Source organism: Lysobacter sp. Soil_C_59 (assembly GCF_057656415.1).
Map to the genome: position 1 here is coordinate 378,085 of NZ_JBDGKK010000004.1, position 15,560 is coordinate 393,644.

General features: G+C 68.1%; 12 protein-coding genes. 3 read left to right on the forward strand and 9 right to left on the reverse strand.

Annotated features, from left to right (window positions below; genetic code table 11):
* The first annotated feature begins 134 nt into the window (after positions 1-134).
* Positions 135-1,430: a lipid IV(A) 3-deoxy-D-manno-octulosonic acid transferase gene (gene waaA, locus AC3A3Q_RS10995; RefSeq protein WP_487586289.1), complete on the forward strand. Its 1,296-nt coding sequence runs from the start codon at positions 135-137 to the stop codon at positions 1,428-1,430.
* Between the two features lie 184 nt (positions 1,431-1,614).
* Here the strand turns inward: waaA and AC3A3Q_RS11000 are convergent, their stop codons facing one another.
* The 3 genes from AC3A3Q_RS11000 to AC3A3Q_RS11010 all read right to left on the reverse strand — a co-directional run bounded on the left by AC3A3Q_RS11000 (position 1,615) and on the right by AC3A3Q_RS11010 (position 4,642).
* Positions 1,615-3,039, reverse strand: a complete 1,425-nt coding sequence (locus tag AC3A3Q_RS11000) for a TolC family outer membrane protein (RefSeq protein ID WP_487586290.1) — start codon at positions 3,037-3,039, stop codon at positions 1,615-1,617.
* A 69-nt stretch (positions 3,040-3,108) separates the two neighbouring features.
* Positions 3,109-3,756 carry a protein-L-isoaspartate O-methyltransferase family protein gene (locus tag AC3A3Q_RS11005; protein WP_487586291.1) on the reverse strand — a complete coding sequence of 216 codons (648 nt, stop codon included), beginning with the start codon at positions 3,754-3,756 and terminating at the stop codon, positions 3,109-3,111.
* A gap of 202 nt (positions 3,757-3,958) precedes the next feature.
* Positions 3,959-4,642 (reverse strand): TetR/AcrR family transcriptional regulator, encoded by a 684-nt coding sequence (locus AC3A3Q_RS11010; protein ID WP_487586292.1) that lies wholly within the window; start codon positions 4,640-4,642, stop codon positions 3,959-3,961.
* Between the two features lie 122 nt (positions 4,643-4,764).
* Here AC3A3Q_RS11010 and AC3A3Q_RS11015 point away from each other — a divergent pair, with 122 nt between their 5' ends.
* Both AC3A3Q_RS11015 and AC3A3Q_RS11020 read left to right on the forward strand, forming a co-directional pair.
* Positions 4,765-5,832 (forward strand): efflux RND transporter periplasmic adaptor subunit, encoded by a 1,068-nt coding sequence (locus AC3A3Q_RS11015; protein ID WP_487586343.1) that lies wholly within the window; start codon positions 4,765-4,767, stop codon positions 5,830-5,832.
* Between the two features lie 3 nt (positions 5,833-5,835).
* The gene (locus tag AC3A3Q_RS11020; RefSeq protein WP_487586293.1) at positions 5,836-8,997 is read left to right on the forward strand and encodes an efflux RND transporter permease subunit; all 3,162 of its coding nucleotides are present in this window, start codon (positions 5,836-5,838) and stop codon (positions 8,995-8,997) included.
* A 7-nt stretch (positions 8,998-9,004) separates the two neighbouring features.
* Here the strand turns inward: AC3A3Q_RS11020 and AC3A3Q_RS11025 are convergent, their stop codons facing one another.
* The 6 genes from AC3A3Q_RS11025 to AC3A3Q_RS11050 all read right to left on the reverse strand — a co-directional run bounded on the left by AC3A3Q_RS11025 (position 9,005) and on the right by AC3A3Q_RS11050 (position 15,560).
* Positions 9,005-9,637 carry a hypothetical protein gene (locus AC3A3Q_RS11025; RefSeq protein ID WP_487586294.1) on the reverse strand — a complete coding sequence of 211 codons (633 nt, stop codon included), beginning with the start codon at positions 9,635-9,637 and terminating at the stop codon, positions 9,005-9,007.
* Between the two features lie 73 nt (positions 9,638-9,710).
* A complete protein-coding gene (gene leuB / locus AC3A3Q_RS11030; RefSeq protein ID WP_487586295.1) occupies positions 9,711-10,799 on the reverse strand; it encodes a 3-isopropylmalate dehydrogenase in 1,089 nt (362 codons plus the stop codon).
* Positions 10,789-11,394, reverse strand: a complete 606-nt coding sequence (gene leuD / locus AC3A3Q_RS11035; protein ID WP_487586296.1) for a 3-isopropylmalate dehydratase small subunit — start codon at positions 11,392-11,394, stop codon at positions 10,789-10,791. The genes leuB and leuD overlap by 11 nt, the downstream gene beginning before the upstream one ends.
* Entirely contained in the window at positions 11,394-12,842 is a 1,449-nt protein-coding gene (gene leuC / locus AC3A3Q_RS11040; protein ID WP_487586297.1) for a 3-isopropylmalate dehydratase large subunit, read from the reverse strand. Before leuC ends, leuD begins: the two co-directional genes overlap by 1 nt.
* 58 nt (positions 12,843-12,900) lie before the next feature.
* On the reverse strand, positions 12,901-14,472 hold the full coding sequence (locus AC3A3Q_RS11045) for a 2-isopropylmalate synthase (RefSeq protein ID WP_487586298.1): 1,572 nt from the start codon (positions 14,470-14,472) through the stop codon (positions 12,901-12,903).
* Positions 14,469-15,560 carry a threonine dehydratase gene (locus tag AC3A3Q_RS11050; RefSeq protein ID WP_487586299.1) on the reverse strand — a complete coding sequence of 364 codons (1,092 nt, stop codon included), beginning with the start codon at positions 15,558-15,560 and terminating at the stop codon, positions 14,469-14,471. Before AC3A3Q_RS11050 ends, AC3A3Q_RS11045 begins: the two co-directional genes overlap by 4 nt.

The window sequence follows — 15,560 nt, forward strand, 5'->3', positions numbered from 1 at the left end:
CGTGAGCGATGGCGTTGCACTTGCCTGCGGGCAGAGGCCCGCCCGTGCCCCTGCGGCATCGTTCCCCAATTCCCTATTCCCAATTCCCGCCCTCCATGCCCGCAGTGCCGGTCTCGTTGGTTATCCTAGTCACGATGTCGACAGACCCTATCGAGCGCCTGATGCGTGGCCTGTACTCGGTCGCGCTCTATCTTTTGGCGCCGATCACCGTTTATCACCTGATCTGGCGCGGCCTGCGCCAGCCGTCGTATTTCCTGCGCTGGCAGGAGCGGTATGCCTTCTATGCCGAGCGCCCGGAGCCGCCCACGCTGTGGCTGCACGCGGTGTCGGTCGGTGAGGTCAATGCGGCGGTGCCGCTGGTCAACGCCCTGCGCCGCACCCGGCCCGACCTGCGCCTGCTGGTCACCACCATCACGCCGACCGGTTCGGAGCGGGTGCAATCGCTTTGGGGCAAGAGCGTTTCCCACGTCTACCTGCCCTATGACCTGCCGGGTGCGGTCGGGCGCTTCCTGGCCAACTACCGGCCGCATGCGGCGCTCATCATGGAAACCGAGCTGTGGCCGAACCTGCTGTTCGGTTGCCGTGACCATGGCATCCCGGCACTGATCCTCAATGCGCGCCTGTCGGAGCGTTCGCTGCGCGGTTATCGCGTGCTGGCGCCGCTGGTGGCGCGTGCGTTGCGCACGGTGCGCACCGTGGCTGCGCAGTCGCATGCCGACGGGGAGCGTTTCATCCGCCTGGGGGCGCGGGCCGATCAGGTGGTCGAGGTCGGCAATCTCAAGTTCGACGTGGCCGTGCCGGAGAACCTGGGTGAGTTCGCGGCGCAGTGTCGCCGCCATTCTGGCGCGCGGCCGGTCTGGATCGCGGCCAGCACGCACGAGGACGAGGAGATGGCGGTCATCGCCATCCACCGTCGCCTGCGCGCGATCTTCCCCGACTTGCTGTTGTTGTGGGCGCCACGCCATCCCGAGCGTTTCCGCATGGTGGCCGACACGGCGCGCACGGCCGGCTGGCAGGTATCGACGCGTTCGCGCACGCAATGGCCGCATCCGGACGATGCGGTGTTCGTCATCGACACGCTGGGTGAGCTGATGAGTTTCTATGCCTGCGCCGATGTCGCCTTCGTCGGCGGCAGCCTGCAGGCGATCGGTGGCCACAATCTGCTCGAGCCGGCCGCGACCGGCACCGCCATCGTCACCGGTCCGCACCTGCACAACTTCGTCGAGATCGCGCAGCGCCTGCAGGCTGCCGGCGCCGTGCGCGTCGTCGACGATGCCGAGGCGGTGCGCGAGGCGCTGGAAGAACTGCTGGGCGATCCGCAGGCACGCGAACGCATGGCGGATGCCGGGCGCGCGCTGGTCGAGACCGGCCGTGGCGCACTGGCGCGGACGATGGCGTTGCTGCAGCCGCTGTTGCCGCCGGCGCCCTGATCGCAAAAACCGGGGTCAAAAACCGGGGTCAGAGTACCTTTTGCTCAAAAGGTACTCTGACCCCGGTTTTGATGACGCCCATCAACCCGTCATTCCCGCGAAGGCGGGAATCCATGGACCTTGCTTCCATAAAAAAACCGCCGGAGGTCCGGCGGTTTTCTTATGTTGCAACCGTTGGTCGGCTTCAGCCCTGCACGTCACCCGGTGCCACGTACGACTCGGTGTCGAGCGTGAGCAGGCGGTTGATGTCCTGGACGTCGGCGATGTCGAGCGTGCCGGCGGCCTGCTCGAGCAGCAGGCGGTTCTGCAGGTGGTTGTAGCGGGCGCGGGCGTACTCGAGCTGGGCGCGGAAGAGGTTGTTCTGGTTCTGCAGCACGTCCAGCACCGTGCGCGTACCGACTTCCAGGCCGACCTGCGACGCGTCGTAAGCGCTCTTGGCCGAAACCAGCGCCAGGCGGCGGGCTTCGACTTCGCTGACGCTGGCGACCAGGGTCTGGTAGGCGTTGCGCGTGTTGCGGATCAGTGCGCGCTTCTGCGATTCGAGCTCGTCGGTGGCGACGTCGCGGCGGGCCAGCGCCTGGCGAACGCCCGATTGCACCGCACCGCCGGAGAAGATCGGCACCGACAGCGTCACGCCCACGGCCGGGCCATACGAACGGTTGTCGATGTCGCGGGTGATGCCCAGGTCGTGCAGGGTGTTGTCGCCCCAGCCGGTGGAATCGCCGTAGCTGCCGTTGAGGTACAGGCGCGGCCAGTGGCCGGCGCGGGCGGTCTCGACGTCGGCCTCGGTCGACTGCACCTGCAGGTCCTTGGCACGCAGCGCAGGGTTGTTCTCGATGGCGGTGGCCACCCAGCCTTCGGCGTCGCGCGATTCCGGCAGTACCGGCTGGAAGTCCTTCGGCAGGCCCTTGACGCCGCGCACGTCCTTGCCGGTCAGCTCGGTCAGGCCCTGGTAGGCATCCTCGAGCACGTTGCGGGCCAGGATCGTGTTGGCGCGCGCGCTGTCGTACTGGGCGCGCGCTTCGTGCACGTCGGTGATCGGCGCCAGGCCGACTTCCAGGCGCTTGGAGGCGTAGTCGAACTGCTTCTTCAGCGCCGTTTCGGCCGCTTCGGCCGCGACCAGCGACTCCAGCGCAATCAGCACGTTGAAGTAGGCCGCCGAGGTGCGCGTGATCAGGTCGTTGCCGGCTGCCGCGAGCTGGAAGTCGCTGGCTTCGCTGAGCGCCTTCTGGCTCTTGTGGCGGGTGAAGTTGCCGCGGTCGTAGATCATCTGGCTCAGCCGGACCTCGCTGCTGCGCGTGGTCGTGTCGATCTGGCTGTTGCCGCCGCTGACGGAGCCGTCAGAGCCGAGCGCGAGGTTGCCGCGGTTGTGGTTTTCCGAGCGGCTGAGGTTGGCGCTGCCATCAATCTGCGGCAGCATCGCCGCGCGCGTCTGCACCGCGCCTTCCTTGACGGCAAGGCGGCTGGATTCGGAGGCGGACAGTTGCGGGTCGCTGTCGCGCGCCAGCTCGTAGGTCTGCAACAGGTCTTCGGCGGAAGCCGTGGCCGGCATCAGGGCCGACAGGCCCATGGCAGTGGCGAGGGCGATTACGAGCGGGCGGCGGATCATGCGATGTCCTTGTCCGTGTAGCGTTCTAGTTGAACCGTCCGCATAGGCCATGCAGACGTGTGAGGGTCGTCAGAACTTGAATGCCGGGGCGGGGGCCGCACCGGCGAGGTAGGGCAGATCGGTTTCGAACAACGATTGGATGCGCGAAGCGTTGACATCGTTGCGCAGCAGCACCGCTTCCATCACAGGCGAGCGGCCGCGCACTACGAACAACCGTCCGTCCGGCTGCAGCCAGTCGATGAAGCGCTGCGGGATGACATCCACCGCGCCGGTGACGCAGATCGCGCTGAAGCGGCGGTCCGGCGTCCAGGCCAGGGCGTCGGCGGTGACGACCTGGGCGTTGTCGACGCCCTGCTGCGCCAGCACGGCGCGCGCGCTGTCGGCGAGGTCGGCGTGGCGTTCGATGCTGACCACTTCGCGGGCCAGGCGGCCCATGCAGGCAGTCAGGAAGCCGCTGCCGGTGCCGATCTCGAGGACGTCGTCACCCGGATCCAGCGCCAGCGCCTGCAGGGTGCGGCCTTCGACCACCGGCTTCATCATCGACTCGCCATGGGCCAGCGGCAGCGCCAGGTCGGCATAGGCCAGCCGGCTGTGCTCGGCGGGCACGAAGGCCTCGCGCGGCAGTGTCGCCAGCACGTCGAGCACGCGCGGATCGAGCACGTCCCAGGGACGTACCTGCTGCTCGACCATCAGTTCGCGTGCCTTGATGTAATCCATGGGGTTCATCGGGGGGAAATCTCGCGCGGAAGACCGCGAATTGTACCGGTAATGACCCACCGGGCCGGTGCTGGCGCGGCGCACAGGATGGCCGAGCGGCGAGGTATGGACTGAGTGCCGGAAGTAATCAAGACCAGTCACCCTCCTGTCGTCAACCGCCAGATCTGGTCATATCAAGCATGCAAGTTGCCTGCATTGGCAATCAACGTGACGCCCGTACCGCAGGGGCCGGAACCACCTCGCGCACCGCGTAGGCGCGCAGGAACAGATCGACCGATGCGGCAAGGTGCGCTTCGATTTCCTCCTCCGTCGGGGCCGGGCCACCAAACACCAGGCAGGCGTGCGGCTCGCCCTTGAGCAGGGCGAAGAACTGTCCGGCCGCGCGCGGCACATCGGCGATGTCGAGTTCGCCGGCGCCGATCCGGCGCTCGAGCAGGGTGGCGAAATCGCCCTGCACCCGCATCGGGCCGGCTTCCCAGAACAGCTTGGGCAGGGCCGAATGGGCGACCTGCGGGGTGCACAGCATGCGATGGCCGGCGACCGCTTCGGGTGAGCTGATCATGGTGTAGAAGGCGCGGGCGATGGTCGCCAGGCGCTCGCGCAACGGCGTCGCCGGCGACGGCTCGAACAGCGACGACGGCAGCGACTGCTCGCAATGCGCCTCGATGGCGGCCGCGAACAGCGCGTCCTTGTCGCCGAAATGGCTGTAGACGGTGAGCTTGGAGACCCCGGCTTCGGCGGCGATCTGGTCCATGCTGGATCCGTCGTAGCCGAGCTGAGTAAACATTCTTTTGGCCGCTTCCAATATCGCGGCGCGCTTTCCCAGATCCTTGGGACGTCCCGGTCCGGTGGACTTCGGGGGGCTGGGCTGGCGTGAAACAGTCATGCGGGAATACTAGACTATTGAGTTTGATATTTATACAGTACTGCCAGGTACAATAATTAACCTCGAGGTCACCCGCAATGCGCAGCAGTCCCCCCACCGCTGCCCGACTCGCGCTGGTTGCGATGCTTGGCCTTTCGACCCTGGCCCTGATGGCCTGCAGCAGTGATGCCAAACCGGAGGAGGAAGCCCGCCCGGTGCTGGTGACCCGCCCGGGTGAATCGACCCAGACCGCTACCGCCTTCGCCGGCGAAGTGCGGGCGCGCGAAGAAAGCCCACTGTCGTTCCGCGTCGGCGGCAAGCTGATCGAACGCAAGGTCGATGTCGGTGCGCACGTGCGCAAGGGCGACCTGCTGGCCGTGCTCGACCCGGGCGACCTGCAGGCGCAGGCACGCGCGGCGCAGGCGCAGTTGGCTGCGGCCGAAGCCGAACTGGGTCGCGCCAAGGCCGACCAGGTCCGCTTCGCGCGCCTCGCCAACGACCAGCTGGTCAGCCGTTCCACGCTCGACGCGCAGAACGCCGCGACTCAGGCCGCGCAGGGGCAGGTCAATTCCGCCCGCGCCAATCTCGAAGTCGCCCGCAACCAGGCCGCTTACTCGCAACTGCGCGCACCGGCCGACGGCGTGATCGCCACGCGCAGCGCCGAGGCGGGACAGGTCGTCGCCGCCGGCCAGGCGGTGTTCTCGCTGGCCGCCGACGGTGTGCGCGAAGTCGCCTTCGCCTTGCCCGAGGGCATCGTCTCGGACATCAAGCCCGGGCAGCCGGTGCTGGTGGAGTCGTGGTCGCAGCCGGGCAAGCGCTGGCCCGGCCGCATCCGCGAGATCTCGCCGGCAGCCGATCCGGCCTCGCGCACCTATGCGGCGCGGATCAGCGTCGATGCGCCAGCCGGAGCCCTCGAACTGGGTCAGAGCGCGCGCGTCTTCCTGCCGGGAAATGGGCACGGCGGCCTCAGCGTTCCGCTGGCGGCCGTGCAGCGCGGTCCCCATGGCAGCGCTGTGTTCGTGGTCGACCCGAAGACCTCGACGTTGAAGTTGCAGCCGGTGAAGACCGGGCCGTTCGGCGAGGACCGCGTGCCGATCATCAGTGGCGTCAGCCCCGGCGACTGGGTGGTCGCCGCCGGTGGCCATCTGCTGCGCGTCGGCCAGAAGGTGCAGCCGGTGGATCGCGACAACCGTCCCGTGACGGCGAACTGACCCATGCGCTTCAACCTCTCCGAATGGGCCCTGCGCCATCGCAGCCTGATTGTTTACGCCATGCTGGTGATGGCGATCGCCGGCACGTTCTCGTATCTGAAGCTGGGCCGCAGCGAGGATCCGTCCTTCACCTTCAAGGTGATGGTGATCCGCACGCTGTGGCCGGGCGCGACCGCCGAAGAGGTCTCGCGCCAGGTCACCGAGCGCGTCGAGAAGAAGCTGATGGAGACCGGCCAGTACGAGTTCATCCGCTCGTACTCGCGCGCGGGCGAATCGCAGGTGATGTTCATCGCCAAGGATTCGCTGCGTTCCAAGGACATCGGGCCGCTGTGGTACCAGGTGCGCAAGAAGATCGGCGACATCCGCCCGACCCTGCCCAGCGACGTCGTGGGGCCGTTCTTCAACGACGAGTTCGGCGACACCTTCGGCAACATCTATGCGCTGACCGGCAAGGGCTTCGACTACGCCGTACTCAAGGACTATGCCGAGCGCGTGCAGCTGGCGCTGCAGTCGCAGCCGGACGTCGGCAAGATCGAACTGTTTGGTGTCCAGGACGAGAAGGTCTGGATCGAACTGTCGAACGTAAAGCTGGCCACGCTGGGCATCCCTGCCTCGGCGGTGCAGCAGGCGCTCGACGAGCAGAACGCGATGGTGCCGGCCGGCTTCTTCGAGACCGGCAGCACGCGCGTGCCGTTGCGCGTGGGCGGCAAGTTCAAGTCGGTCGAACAGATCCGCGAGTTCCCGATCCGCGTCGGCGACCGCACCTTCCGTCTCGGCGATGTTGCCGACGTGCGCCGCGGCTTCTCCGATCCGCCCGCACCGCGCATGCGCTTCATGGGCGAAGACGCCATCGGCATTGGCGTGGCGATGAAGGAGGGTGGCGACATCCTCAAGCTCGGCAAGACCCTGGAAGGTGAGTTCGCCGCCCTGCAGAAGACGCTGCCGGCGGGCATGGAGCTGCGCAAGGTCGCCGACCAGCCGGCCGCCGTCGAAGAATCAGTCGGCGAGTTCATCAAGGTGCTGACCGAGGCCGTGGCCATCGTGCTGCTGGTGAGCTTCTTCTCGCTCGGCCTGCGCACCGGCCTGGTGGTCGCGCTGTCGATCCCGCTGGTGCTGGCGATGACGTTCGCGGTGATGTCGTTCTTCGGTGTCGGCCTGCACAAGATTTCGCTGGGCGCGCTGGTGTTGGCGCTGGGCCTGCTCGTCGACGACGCGATCATCGCGGTGGAGATGATGGCCATCAAGATGGAGCAGGGCTTCAGTCGCCTGAAGGCGGCCGCTTTCGCCTGGGAAAGCACGGCCTTCCCGATGCTCACCGGCACGCTGATCACGGCCGCGGGCTTCCTGCCGATCGCCACGGCGCGTTCGAGCACGGGCGAATACACGCGGTCGCTGTTCGAGGTGGTCACGATCGCGCTGGTGGTGTCGTGGATCGCGGCAGTCGCCTTCATTCCGTACCTCGGCGACAAGCTGCTTCCTGATTATGGCCACGCCGCGGCGCCGCCGAAGCCGGGCTCGTTGCCGGCGCGCTGGCGCGGTTTCCGCGAGCGCCTGGCCGACCGCTTCCCGGCCTTCCACGACTACCTCGCGCCGAAGCCGCCGATCGATGGCCACGTCCACGATCCCTACGCGAGCAAGTTCTACACCCGTTTCCGTGGCTGGGTGACGTTCTGCGTGCGTCGACGCTGGCTGGTCATCGGCGTCACCGCGGCGGCGTTCGTGGCCTCGGTGTTCGCCTTCCGCTTCGTGCCGCAGCAGTTCTTCCCGGATTCGACGCGACCGGAACTGATGGTCGATGTCGAACTGGCCGAAGGCAGCTCGCTGCGTGCGACTTCGGAACAGGCCGAGCGCCTGGAAAAGATCCTCGCCGGCCGCAAGGACCTGGCCAGCTATGTCGCCTACGTCGGCACCGGTTCGCCGCGCTACTACCTGCCGCTGGACCAGCAACTGCCGGCGGCCAACTTCGCCCAGTTCGTGCTGACGCCGAAGAACCTGGAAGCGCGCGAGGACATTCGCCACTGGCTGATCGAGGACGTGTTCAAGCGCTTCCCGGAACTGCAGATGCGCGTCACGCGCCTGGAGAACGGTCCGCCGGTGGGCTATCCGGTGCAGTTCCGCGTGTCGGGCGAGCACATCGACCAGGTCCGCAGGATCGCCTACCAGGTGCAGCAGAAGATTCGCGCCAACCCGCACGTGGTCAACGTCAACTTCGACTGGGACGAGCCGAACAAGGTCGTGCGCCTGGTCGTCGACCAGGAGCGTGCGCGCGCGCTGGGCGTGAGTTCGGCGCGACTGGCGCAGTTCCTGTCGAGCTCGCTGTCGGGCTCGCACGTGAGCACCTACCGCGAAGGCAACGAGCTGGTCGAGATGCTGCTGCGCGGCCCGGCCGAGGAGCGCCTGCGCCTGGAAATGCTCAGCAGCCTGATGGTGCCCACGCAGAGTGGCCAGAGCGTGCCGCTGACCCAGATCGCCACCCTCGAGTACGGCTTCGAGGAAGGCATCATCTGGCACCGCGACCGCAGCCCGACGATGACCGTGCGCGCCGACATCTATGACGGTACGCAGCCGGCGACGGTCACCGCGCAGATTTCGCCCACCCTTGATGAGCTGCGGGCGAAGCTGCCGTACGGCTACTCGATCGATGTCGGTGGCAGTGTCGAGGACTCCGCGCGCGGACAGAACTCGATCGTCGCCGGCGTGCCGCTGTTCCTGTTCGCGGTGTTCACCTTGCTGATGATGCAGCTGCGCAGCTTCTCGCGCAGTTTCCTGGTGCTGCTGACTGCACCGCTGGGGCTGATCGGCGTGACCTTGTTCCTGCTGGTGTTCCGCGTGCCGTTCGGCTTCGTGGCGATGCTCGGCACGATCGCGCTGGCGGGCATGATCATGCGCAACTCGGTGATCCTGGTCGACCAGATCGAGCACGACATCGGCGCCGGCGCCGAGCACTGGCAGGCGATAGTCGAGGCGACGGTGCGCCGCTTCCGGCCGATCGTGCTGACCGCGCTGGCGGCGATCCTGGCGATGATCCCGCTGTCGCGCAGCGCGTTCTTCGGGCCGATGGCGGTGGCCATCATGGGCGGCCTGACGGTGGCGACGTTCCTGACGCTGCTGTTCCTGCCGGCGCTGTACGCGGCGTGGTTCCGGGTGAAGGCGCCGGCGCAGTAAACGTTGCCTACCAGCCCCAGGGTGCCGGCGGTGCCGGCACCGGTCGGGTCAGGTCGAACTCGATGCGGAAGCGGCGGCCTGGACGCGTGCGTTCGTAGGCGGCGATCTGGCCTGGCTCTATCTCCAGCGTCCACACGTTGGAAATGGAGTCGCTGCGCTGGTTGCGCTGGAACAATGCCTTGGACCGGGCATCGGCCGGAAACACCTGGCGCGTGGCGGTGCCGAGGTCGACCGTGGCGCCGCCATACAGCGTCAGCACATCCGGGCTGCCGTCGCGGTTACGGCGATCGTGATCGAGCGTGAGGCCGGAAGCCGTGCGCGTTATCAGCAACGTGCGGGAGTGGTCCTCCCCGACGTGGAAGGGAATGGCGATGCGGTCATGCTCGCACTGGCGGACATGCATGATCAGCGCCTTTCCCGCGTACGGCGCCCCCGGAGTAGGCGGATCGTCGGCCACGATGCGACCAGCGAACGCCTTGCCGCAAAGCGCCTGCAGGTTGGCGAAGAAGGCGTCCGCCGGCTGATGCCTTTCACTCCCGGGAACGGGCGGCGCGTCAGCCTCCGATGGCGCGGAGCGGCATGCAGGCAGAAGCAGCAGGGTGGCGATGATCGCCGTGACAAGCCGGAGGGTACGCGTCATGCGCGCACCCTAGCCGCGGGGGTGTGACCGCGCCATCAATGCGCGGGCCACCCGGATCCCGGCAACGGAACCTTCAGTCGCGCATCACCACTGGCTCACATTCGATCTGCAGCTGCGCCAGTACCGCGGCGGTTGCCGCCTGGGTGCTGACCCCGCGCCCGGCTGCGGCGATGTCGGCGGTGAACACGCCCGCATCGAGCGCCGCTCCGACCGCCTTCTCGATGCAGCGCGCCTCACTCTCCAGGCCGAGCGAGTGGCGCAACAGCAGCGCCGTGCTGAGGATCGTCGCGTAAGGGTTTGCGATGCCGCGGCCGGCGATGTCCGGTGCCGAACCGTGGATCGGCTCGTAGAGCCCCACCCGGCCTTCGCCCAGCGAAGCCGACGGCAACAGGCCAAGCGAACCGGCGAGCATCGATGCCTCGTCGGTCAGGATGTCGCCGAACATGTTCTCGGTGACGATCACGTCGTACTCGCGCGGCTTGGCCAGCAGGTGCATGGCCATCGAGTCGACCAGCTGGTGTTCGAGCGTGATGTCGGGGAACTCGTCGCGCACGATCCGCGTCGTTACTTCGCGCCACAGCCGCGAGGTCTCCAGAACGTTGGCCTTGTCGACGGAGGTGACATGGCCGCGACGCTCGCGCGCCAGCGTGCAGGCGCGACGGACCACGCGTTCGATCTCGGCGACGGTGTACTCGCACAGGTCGCTGGCCGAATCGTTGCCGCGCTGCTTGGCGCCGAAATAGATGCCGCCGGTGAGCTCGCGCACGACCACCAGGTCGACGCCGTTGAGCAGGTGCGGCTTGATCGGCGAGGCACCGAGCGCGGCCGGGTGTGGTTTGACCGGACGCAGGTTGGCGTACAGGCCCAGCGCCTTGCGGATCGCCAGCAGGCCCTGCTCGGGGCGCACCGCGGCCTTGGGGTCTGACCACTTCGGACCACCGACGGCACCGAGCAGCACCGCATCGGCGCGCTGCGCCGCCGTCAGCGTTTCGGGCGGCAGCGGCGAGCCGGTGGCATCGATGGCGGCGCCGCCGATCAGATGCTGCTCGAAGCGGAACACATGGCCATAGCGCTGCGCGACCGCGCGCAGCACCTCCACGGCCGCGGCGGTGACCTCCGGGCCAATGCCGTCGCCGGGAAGAACGACGATGTCAGCTTGCATGGACGAACTCCTGGTTGGATGTGGCGCGCTGGGATTCGAAATGGGCAATGGCTTCGTCCTGGCGGAGCAGGTAACCGAGCTGGTCGACGCCTTCGAGCAGGCAGGTCCGGGCGAAGGCGTCGAGCGGGAACTCGACGCGGCTGCCACCGGGCAGGGTCACGCTGCGCTGCGCGACGTCGATGTGCAGTTCGATGCCGGGCCGGTCGAGAAGTTCATCGACGACGGCCTCGTCGAGCACGATCGGCAGCAGCCCGTTCTTGAGCGCGTTGCTGCGGAAGATGTCAGCGATCTCGGCGCTGATCACCGCGCGCAGGCCGAGGTCGGCCAGCGCCCACGGCGCATGCTCGCGCGAGGAACCGCAGCCGAAGTTGCGACCGGCGACGAGGATGCCGGCACCGGCGTTCTCGGCGCGGTTGAAGGCGAACTCGGGGTTCAACGAGCCGTCAGGCAGGCGGCGCCAGTCATTGAAGGCAAACTGGCCAAGGCCCTGGCGCTGGGTGGTGGTCAGGAACCGCGCCGGGATGATCTGGTCGGTGTCGATGTTGCGTTCGCGCAGCACGACGGTGCGCGAGGTGAGCTCGGTAAAGGGGCGCATCAGGCCACCTCCAGGGTTTCAGCCAGCTGCGCCGGTGCCGTCGTCAGGTACGGTCTTGGATCGGTGATCTCGCCGGCAACCGCGCACGCGGCCGCGGTCAGCGGCGATGCCAGCACGGTGCGCGCACCCTTGCCCTGTCGCCCTTCGAAGTTGCGATTACTGGTGGAAACCGCGAGTTGGCCCGGGCCCACCAGGTCGCCGTTCATCGCGATGCACATGGAGCAGCCTGGCTCGCGCCATTCGGCGCCGGCTGCACGCACGATCTGATCGATGCCTTCGGCTTCGGCCTCGCGCTTGACCTGCTCCGAGCCCGGCACCACCAGCATGCGCACGCGGGGATGCACATGGCGACCGCGCAACACGCTGGCGGTCTCGCGCAGGTCGGACAGGCGCGAATTGGTGCAGCTGCCGACGAAGACCACGTCGACCGGTCGGCCTGCCAGCGCCGCGCCTGGCTGCCAGCCCATGTAGTCGAGGGCCTTGGCCTGGTCGCCATCGCCGGAGGCGGGTACGTGCGCGGCGATGGACGCGACCTGGCCCGGATGCGTGCCCCAGGTCACCGTCGGCTGGATGTCGGCGGCATCGATGCGCACTTCGCGATCGAAACGTGCGCCTTCATCCGTACGGAACTGGCGCCACTGCGCGACGGCTGAATCGAAGGCCGCACCTTGCGGCGCACGCGGGCGACCGCGCAGATAGTCGAAGGTGGTTTCGTCCGGGGCGATCAGTCCGGCGCGCGCACCCGCCTCGATCGACATGTTGCACACGGTCATCCGCTGCTCCATCGACAGCGCACCGATGGTGGAGCCGCGGTACTCGATGACGTGGCCGGTACCGCCGTTGACGCCGATCACGCCGATCACGTGCAGGATCAGGTCCTTGGCGCCGACGCCGGGTGCGAGCGCGCCATCGATCGTGATCGACAGCGTCTTCGGCTTGCGTTGCAGCAGGCACTGCGTCGCCAGCACGTGGCCGACCTCGCTGGTGCCGATGCCGAACGCCAATGCACCGAATGCACCGTGCGTGGCGGTGTGGCTGTCGCCGCAGACGATGGTCTGGCCGGGCTGGGTCAGGCCCATCTCCGGGCCCATCACGTGGACGATGCCGCGCTGCGGGCTGTCGTAGTCGAACAGCTCGACGCCGAAGCGCGCGCAGTTCTCGCGCAGCTTGTCGACCTGTGCACGTGCCTCGGCATTGACGTAGGGGTGCTGGCCGTCGGCGCCGACAGGCAGGGTAGGCGTGGAATGATCGAGCGTGCCCTTGGTCAGTTCCGGCCGGCGCACCGGCAGGTTGCGCGCGTCCAGTTCGGCGAAGGCCTGCGGCGAGGTCACTTCATGGATCAGGTGCAGGTCGATGTAGAGCGTGGCCGGCGCGGTCTCGCTTTCGGGCGTGACGAGGTGGGCATCCCACAGTTTGTCGAACAACGTTCGCGGTGCTTGGCTGGTCATTGGCTGGGCTTGGTGTCGGTGTGAGGTGCGGAAGAAGGGGCTGGACGAAGGCGCCGTGCTAGGCAAGCGCCGCCGTCCTGCGTTCGGGCTCGGCCGCGCCGGCCGCGCGCGTGCGCAGCACCCGGTTGGCGATGTCCAGCCATGCCAGCGCACTGGCTTCGAGGATGTCGGTGCTGGTGCCCGAGCCGGTGACCTCGACGCCGTCGACGCGGGCGATCAGGCTGGCCTGTCCCTGGGCGTCGTCGCCGGTGGTGACGCTGGAGACCTGGTAGCTGTCGATCTCCAGTGCCAGCCCGGCGGCGCGGGCCAGGGCCGCAAACAACGCATGCACCGGGCCGTCGCCGACGGCGGCTTCGCTCACCGTGGCGCCGTCGGCATCGACCAGCTGCACGCTGGCGGTCGGCAGGCTGTCTTGGTTCACGCCGGTACTGACATGCAGTCGGGCGAGACGATGGCCACGCGCGGCACGATTGTCGGCGCCGAGCACCAGCGCCTCCAGGTCGGCATCGAACACTTCGCGCTTCTTCTCCGCCAGCGACTTGAAGCCGGCGAACACGGAGTTCAGCTGTGCCTCGTCGAGGGCGAAGCCGAGCGTCTGCAGGCGATCGCTCAGTGCGGCGCGGCCGCTGTGCCGGCCCATCACCATCTGCGACTGCGCCCAGCCGACGTCTTCCGGACGCATGATCTCGTAGGTGCCGCGGTGCTTGAGCATGCCGTGCTGGTGGATGCCCGACTCGTGCGCGAAGGCGTTCTGGCCGACCACGGCCTTATTGCGCTGCACGGCCATGCCGGTGATGCGCGACAGCAGGCGCGAGGTCGGTACCAGCCTGCGGCTGTCGATGCGGGTGTGCGCGCCGTAGTACTCGCCGCGCACGCGCAGGGCCATCACCAGTTCCTCGAGCGCGCAGTTGCCGGCACGCTCGCCGATGCCGTTGATGGTGCATTCGACCTGGCGCGCGCCACCCTCGATCGCAGCCAGCGAGTTGGCGACGGCCAGGCCGAGGTCGTTGTGGCAGTGCGCGGAGAACACCGCCTGGTCGGCGCCGGCCACGTTTGCCCGCAGGAACTCGAACAGCGAGCGGATCTCGCTCGGCGTGGTGTAGCCGACTGTGTCGGGGATGTTCAGCGTGCGGGCACCGGCGGCGACGGCAGCGCTGCAGATCTGCGCCAGGAACTCCGGTTCGGTGCGCAGTGCGTCTTCGGCCGAGAACTCGACATCGTCGGCGTGCCGACGCGCCAGTTCGACGCCCATCACCGCGCGTTCGAGCACCTGATCCCGGCTCAGGCCGAGCTTGTGCTCCCGGTGCAGCGGGCTGGTCGAGATGAAGACATGGATGCGCGGATGCACGGCACCGTCGAGCGCCCGCGCACAGGCCTCGATGTCGCCCTCGTGGCAACGGGCCAGCGCCGCGACAGTGGCGCCACGCACCTCGCGGGCGATCGCGCGCACGGCGCCCATGTCGGTCTCCGAGCTGGCCGGGAAGCCGGCCTCGATCACGTCGACACCGAGCTCCGACAACGCATGGGCGAAGCGAAGCTTCTGCGCCGGCGTCATGCTGCAGCCGGGCGACTGCTCGCCGTCACGCAGGCTGGTGTCGAAGATCCGTACTCGGGAGGCGGGGTCGTTCATGCGGTGAGCTCCTCGTTGCGGGTGCGCACGGCGGCGGCGCGAATGGGTGGGTTTGGCGTTGCGGGTCGAAGCGTGGTGATGGCCGGCTCCAGTGGCGCCGGTTGTTCGCGATGGCGGCGGCGCGGACGTCGCGGCGCGCGCGGGCGGACTTCGGAAAGCAGTTGCGCCAGCACGCCGGCATCGAGATTGCCGCCGGAGACGACGGCACATTTGCGCTTGCCGGCGACGCGGCGACCTGCGGCCAGTGCGAGTGCGCCGGCGCCCTCGGCGATGACGTGCTCTTCCAGCGCCAATCGAACCAGGGTCTCGCGCAGCTCGGCCTCGCGTACGACGATCACGTCGTCCAGCAGTTGCGACAGCAGCTGACGCGTCAGATGGCCGGGCACCTTGACTCGCACGCCATCGGCCAGGGTCGCCGCCGGTTCGCGCGGCACGCAGTCGCCGCGCAACGCGCGCAGCATCGAATCGACGCCTTCGACCTGGGCGCCGATCACGCGCACGCCCTGCGATTTCATCGCCAGCGCGACACCCGAAGCGAGCCCGCCGCCGCCGATCGGCACCAGCACCACGTCCGGCGCCAGCGCCGCCAGTTCCAGCCCGACCGTGCCCTGGCCGGCGATCACGTCGGGATCGTCGAACGCCGACAGCACGCGGTAATCGTTCTGCAGGGCGAGTTCGGCCGCGAAGGCCTTGGCTTCGTCGTAGCTGTCGCCGTGCAGGCGCACCGTCGCGCCCCAATGGGCGACGCCGGCGATCTTGGTCTGCGGCGCGCAGCGCGGCATCACCGTGATCGCATTGACGCCAAGGCGATAGGCCGCCCAGGCCAAGCCCTGTGCGTGGTTGCCGGCCGACGCGGCGATGACCGTGCGATGGTCACCGCGCTCGCGCGCGGCCAGCAACGCATTGAGCGCGCCGCGCACCTTGTAGGAACCGGTGCGCTGCAGGTTCTCCAGCTTCAGCCAGCAGCCGAAGCGCTCGGCATAGTGGAGCGGGGTCGGTGGCAGGTAGCGGCGCAGGCGGGCCTGCGCCGCCAGTACGTCACCGACATCGACGGTCTGTACGTGCGTGTTTGCTACGTCGCCGTCCAT

Coding starts and splice junctions, on each gene's coding strand:
- waaA (WP_487586289.1), top strand. CDS start 135: ATGTCGACAGACCCTATCGAGCGCCTGATGCGTGGCCTGTACTCGGTC.
- AC3A3Q_RS11000 (WP_487586290.1), bottom strand. CDS start 3,039: ATGATCCGCCGCCCGCTCGTAATCGCCCTCGCCACTGCCATGGGCCTG.
- AC3A3Q_RS11005 (WP_487586291.1), bottom strand. CDS start 3,756: ATGGATTACATCAAGGCACGCGAACTGATGGTCGAGCAGCAGGTACGT.
- AC3A3Q_RS11010 (WP_487586292.1), bottom strand. CDS start 4,642: ATGACTGTTTCACGCCAGCCCAGCCCCCCGAAGTCCACCGGACCGGGA.
- AC3A3Q_RS11015 (WP_487586343.1), top strand. CDS start 4,765: ATGCTTGGCCTTTCGACCCTGGCCCTGATGGCCTGCAGCAGTGATGCC.
- AC3A3Q_RS11020 (WP_487586293.1), top strand. CDS start 5,836: ATGCGCTTCAACCTCTCCGAATGGGCCCTGCGCCATCGCAGCCTGATT.
- AC3A3Q_RS11025 (WP_487586294.1), bottom strand. CDS start 9,637: ATGACGCGTACCCTCCGGCTTGTCACGGCGATCATCGCCACCCTGCTG.
- leuB (WP_487586295.1), bottom strand. CDS start 10,799: ATGCAAGCTGACATCGTCGTTCTTCCCGGCGACGGCATTGGCCCGGAG.
- leuD (WP_487586296.1), bottom strand. CDS start 11,394: ATGCGCCCCTTTACCGAGCTCACCTCGCGCACCGTCGTGCTGCGCGAA.
- leuC (WP_487586297.1), bottom strand. CDS start 12,842: ATGACCAGCCAAGCACCGCGAACGTTGTTCGACAAACTGTGGGATGCC.
- AC3A3Q_RS11045 (WP_487586298.1), bottom strand. CDS start 14,472: ATGAACGACCCCGCCTCCCGAGTACGGATCTTCGACACCAGCCTGCGT.
- AC3A3Q_RS11050 (WP_487586299.1), bottom strand. CDS start 15,560: ATGGACGGCGACGTAGCAAACACGCACGTACAGACCGTCGATGTCGGT.